The sequence below is a fragment of the Dactylosporangium cerinum genome (assembly GCF_042653625.1).
Taxonomy (GTDB): Bacteria; Actinomycetota; Actinomycetes; order Mycobacteriales; family Micromonosporaceae; genus Dactylosporangium; species Dactylosporangium cerinum.
In genome coordinates this window covers 1-5233 of the sequence record NZ_JBHSIU010000033.1, presented here as the reverse complement: position 1 = coordinate 5233, position 5233 = coordinate 1, and the positions used below count along the sequence as shown (strand labels likewise).

Genomic DNA, 5233 nt, shown 5'->3' with positions numbered 1-5233 from the left:
ACGACCCGACAACACCCACGGCACCACCGGCAACGACACAGACCCCTGCTCCACCGCCACAGCGGTTTCGGGGGCTTCTTCCAAGATCATGTGGGCGTTGGTGCCGCTGATCCCGAACGAGGACACACCAGCCCGCCGCGGCCGCCCAGACTGCGACCACGACCGGGCCTCCGTCAAAAGCTCTACTGCACCGGACGACCAGTCCACATGCGGGGTCGGCTCATCGACATGCAACGTCGCAGGCAACACCCCAGCCTGCATCGCCATGACCATCTTGATCACACCCGCCACCCCGGCCGCAGCCTGGGTATGACCGATGTTCGACTTCAACGACCCCAGATACAACGGCTCCCGATCGCCCCGCTCCTGCCCGTACACCTCCAACAACGCCTGCGCCTCAATCGGATCACCCAACACCGTCCCGGTGCCATGCGCCTCGACCGCATCCACTTCACCAGCCGACAGACGCGCATTTGCTAGGGCCTGCCGGATCACCCGCTGCTGCGACGGACCGTTCGGCGCGGTCAAACCATTGCTCGCACCGTCCTGATTCACCGCACTACCCCGGATCACCGCGAGGACCTGGTGACCGTTGCGTCGAGCGTCGGAGAGACGCTCCACCAACAGCAACCCGACACCCTCACTCCACCCCGTACCATTCGCAGCACCCGCGAAGGACCGGCAGCGACCGTCGACAGCCAACCCCCGCTGCCGACTGAACTCGATGAACATGCCCGGTGTCGCCATCACGGTGACGCCGCCGGCCAGCGCGAGTGAGCTCTCGCCCTGCCGCAGCGACTGGCACGCCAGATGCAACGCCACCAGCGACGACGAACACGCCGTGTCCACCGTCACCGCCGGCCCCTCCAACCCGAAGTTGTACGCCAAACGCCCCGACGCCACGCTCGCGGTACTGCCGGTGAGTCGAAGTCCCTCGAGACTCTGTCCAAGGTTCGCCAGCAGCTCGGTATATCCCTGGCTGATATGGCCCACGAATACGCCGGTGTCCGTACCCTTCAGCGAGCCGGGGTCGATACCCGCCCGCTCGAACACCTCCCACGCCGTCTCGAGCAGCACGCGCTGCTGCGGATCCATCGCCAACGCCTCACGCGGACTGATCCGGAAGAACTCCGCATCAAAATCCGCGGCGTCATGCAGGAACCCACCGTCCCGCACGTAGCTCGTCCCCGACCGGTCCGGATCCGGGTCGAACAGGCCCTCTACGTCCCAGCCCCGGTCAGTCGGCCACTCCGAAATCCCCTCACCACCCGACGCGACCAGATCCCACAACCCCTCCGGAGACCGCACACCCCCCGGCAACCGACACGCCATCCCCACGATCGCAATCGGCTCATCCATCGACACCGACACCCGCGCCGGCGCCGCAGTCCCCGCCCCAGCCGTCCCAGCCACCTGCTGGGTCACGTAGGCGGCCAGCGCGGCAGGAGTCGGATGGTCAAACACCAACGTCGTCGGCAACCGCAACCCAGTCACGGTCCCCAGCCGGTTGCGGAGCTCCACCGCGGTCAGCGAGTCGAACCCGGCGTCGTTGAACGCCCGATCGGGATCTACGGCGGTTGGGCTGGTGTGGCCAAGCACCGCGGCGATCTCGCCGCGGAGCACGTCCAGGACCACCGCCTGCCGGTCTGTTGCGGGTACCCCGGCCAGCCGGCGGGTCAGGGCCGATCCACCCGCAGCAGCGACGGCCTGGACCCGGTGGGCCGGACGCCGGACCAGCGCACGCAGCAGCGCCGGGACGGGGCCCGTCCCCCGCAGAGCTTTGACATCCAGGAGGGCCGGGACCAGGTGCGCTGGTGCGGACAGCCCAGCCAGCAGCGCGGTGTCGAACAGTTCCAAGCCCTGCTCTGCACTCAACGCCGCCACACCCGACCGGCTCATCCGCGCCAGATCCGCCTCGCTGAGATGACCGGTCATCCCACTGGGCTGCTGCCACAACCCCCACGCCAGCGACACCCCGGGCAACCCCGCCGCCCGACGCGTCTGCGCCAGCCCGTCCAGGAACGCGTTCGCCGCGGCGTAGTTCCCCTGACCAGCAAACCCGAGCGTCCCCGCGACCGACGAGAACAACACAAACGCCGACAGGTCCATGCCCCGGGTCAGCTCATGCAGATGCCACGCCCCGTCAGCCTTCGGCCGCAACACCACATCAACCCGCCCCGGCGTCAGCGCCGACACCACCCCGTCGTCCAACACCCCAGCCGCATGCACCACCGCCGTCAACGGCCGATCCCCCACCACCTCGGCCAACAGACCCGCGACCGCATCCCGGTCAGCGACGTCACACGCCACCACCCGCACCTGCGTACCCAACCCGGACAGCTCCTGCTGCAACTCCACCGCGCCCGGAGCACCAAGACCACGGCGGCTGGTCAGCACCAGATGCCGCACCCCGTGCCGGAGCACCAGATGCCGGGCCACCAACGCCCCGATACCCCCGGTCCCGCCGGTCACCAGCACCGTGCCCTGCACGTCGATACCCCGCGGCACGGTCAACACGATCTTGCCGACGTGCCGGGCGTTGCTCATGTACCGGTACGCCTGATCCGCGGCCCGCACATCCCACGCCGACACCGGCAGCGGCCGCAGCACCCCAGCCTCGAACAACTTCACAAGCTCGGTCAGCATCTGCCGGATCCGGTCCGGCCCCACCCCGAACAGATCAAACGCCTGATACCGAACCCCGGAATACACCGCCGCGATCTGCGCCGCGTCCCGGATATCGGTCTTGCCGATCTCAATGAACCGGCCGCCCGCAGGCATGGTCCTCAAGGAGGCGTCAACGAACTCCCGAGCCAGAGAGTTCAGCACGACATCCACACCCCGGCCCCGCGTGAACGTCAGGAACTGCTCCTCGAAATCCAGCGTCCGTGACGATCCGACATGACCGCCGTGCAGCCCCAACGACCGCAGCGTCTCGGTCTTGCCTGCGCTGGCGGTCCCGAACACCTCAGCACCCAGATGCCCCGCCAACTGCACCGCTGCCATTCCAACACCACCACTGGCGGCATGGATCAGCACCGACTCGCCCGCCCGCAACCCAGCCAGGTCGTGCAACGCGTAATACGCCGTCAAGAACACCACCGGCACCGACGCCGCTGTCGTGAACGACCACCCAGCAGGAATCTTCACCACCAGCCGATGATCCGTGACCACCACCGAGTGCAGGCCCTGCACGAACAGCCCCATCACCCGATCACCCACCATCACATCGGTCACCCCAGGACCGACCTCGACAACCGTCCCCGCACCCTCCAAACCCAGCGGCCCCGGACCATCCGGATACAGATCCAACGCGTTCAGAACATCACGGAAATTGATCCCCGACGCCTGCACAACAATCCGGACCTGACCAGCCTCCAACGGCCCACCACTCTGCACATCCGACACCAGCCCGACGTTCTCCAACACTCCCCTGCTGGAGACATCCAGACGCCACGGCCCATCAAGCAACGACACCGAACCCACAGCCGTCCGCCCCAACCGCGGAACGAACGCACCACCATCACGGATCGCCAGCTGCGGCTCGTCGCCACCCAGCACCGTCGGCAACACCCGCGGCGACGCCGGCCGGCCATCCAGATCCACCAACACGATCCGATCTGGGTTCTCCGACTGCGCCGCGCGCACCAAACCCCACACCGGCGCCTGCGCCACATCAACACCATCACCGGTGCCGGCATTGACGTCGAGGGCGTTTCGGGTCAGGACCACCAGCCGGGCCGTGCCGAGCTGGTCATCGGCCAGCCACGACTGCACCAGCTCCAACGCCCAACCCGTCGCCGCCCGCACCCGCTCGCCGACCTCACCGTCGGCAGGCACCGGGATGTCCGCGGCCAGCACCAGATCCGGTACCGGAGCGCCATCAGCGACGGCCTGCCGCAACCCAGCCAGATCCGGATACTGTTGCAGCCCCACCCTGGCGGACTGCAACGCCCCGACCAACCCCGACCCGTCGGGACCGAGCACCGCCCACCGGGCCGAGGCCGATGCCGCCTGCAGCCCGGCACCGGTCGGCGCCACCCAGTCCACCTGGAACAGACGATCAGCCAGAACTCCGCCACTGGTTGCGTTGGTGAGCTGCTCGATGGTGACCGGGCGGGCCACCAGCGATTCCACCACCGCCACCGGCGCCCCGGCCCCGTCAGCCACCTCCAGGGCGATCCCGTCATCGCCTGCTCGGGTCAGCCGCACCCGCAGCATCCCGGCCCCGGCAGCGAACAACGACACCCCCGACCACGCGAACGGCAACCGCAACCCGTCATCGCCACCGAGCAGACCAGCGTCGAGCAGGGCCGGGTGCAGGGCCGCGTCCAACAGGGCCGGGTGTATCCCGAACAGACCTGCCTCCTGCGCCGCCGGCTCCGGCAGGACGACCTCGGCGAACACCTCGCCGTCACGACGCCAAATGGCCTGCACGCCTTGGAACACCGAACCGTATCCGTACCCCGTCTCGGCCAACCGCGGATATAGGTCGTCGAGGTCTACCGCTTCGGCGCCCTGCGGAGGCCAGACGGTCAGATCGAACGAGGGCGCTGGCATCGTCGGGGACAGCACGCCGGTGGCGTGGCGGACCCAGGCATCGCCCGAGTCCTCACCGGTGTCTGGGCGGGAGTAGATGTTGACCGGTCGGCGACCCGACTCCTCCTGCGGTCCGCCGACCCACACCTGCACCTGGACCGCGCTGTCACCGGAGAACACCAGCGGCGCGGTCAGCGTCAACTCCTCCAACACACCACAACCAGCCCGCTGCCCCGCACACACCGCCAGTTCCACGAAACCGGTTCCAGGCAACAACACCGCACCAGCCACCACATGATCGGCCAGCCACGGATGGGTGCGCACCGACAGCCGACCCGTCCACAACACCCCCTCACCCTCAGCCAACGCCGTCACCGCACCCAACAACGGATGCCCAGCCGCCCCAAGACCCGCCGCAGCCACATCCCCGACAGACGACGCCGACTGCAACCAGAACCGCTCCCGCTGGAACGCATACGTCGGCAACTCCACCCGGGCAGCGGGAACCGCGCTGAACACCGCCGGCCACTGCACCGCCACGCCGGCGGTGAACGCCTGAGCCACCGCCAGCAGCAACGACTCAACCTCAGCACCTTCACGACGCAACCCAGCCACAAACACCGACCGCTCCACCGCTGTCTCGGGCAGGTTGTCCTGGACCATCGCGGTCAACGCCGCACCCGGACCCAACTCC

The 5233-nt window shown here is 68.3% G+C and carries 1 protein-coding gene; it reads right to left on the bottom strand.

What is annotated here, in order from left to right:
- On the bottom strand, window positions 1-5202 hold a 5202-nt coding region (locus ACFPIJ_RS26255; protein WP_380118251.1), incomplete at its 3' end, for an SDR family NAD(P)-dependent oxidoreductase.
- Window positions 5203-5233: the final 31 nt, after the last annotated feature.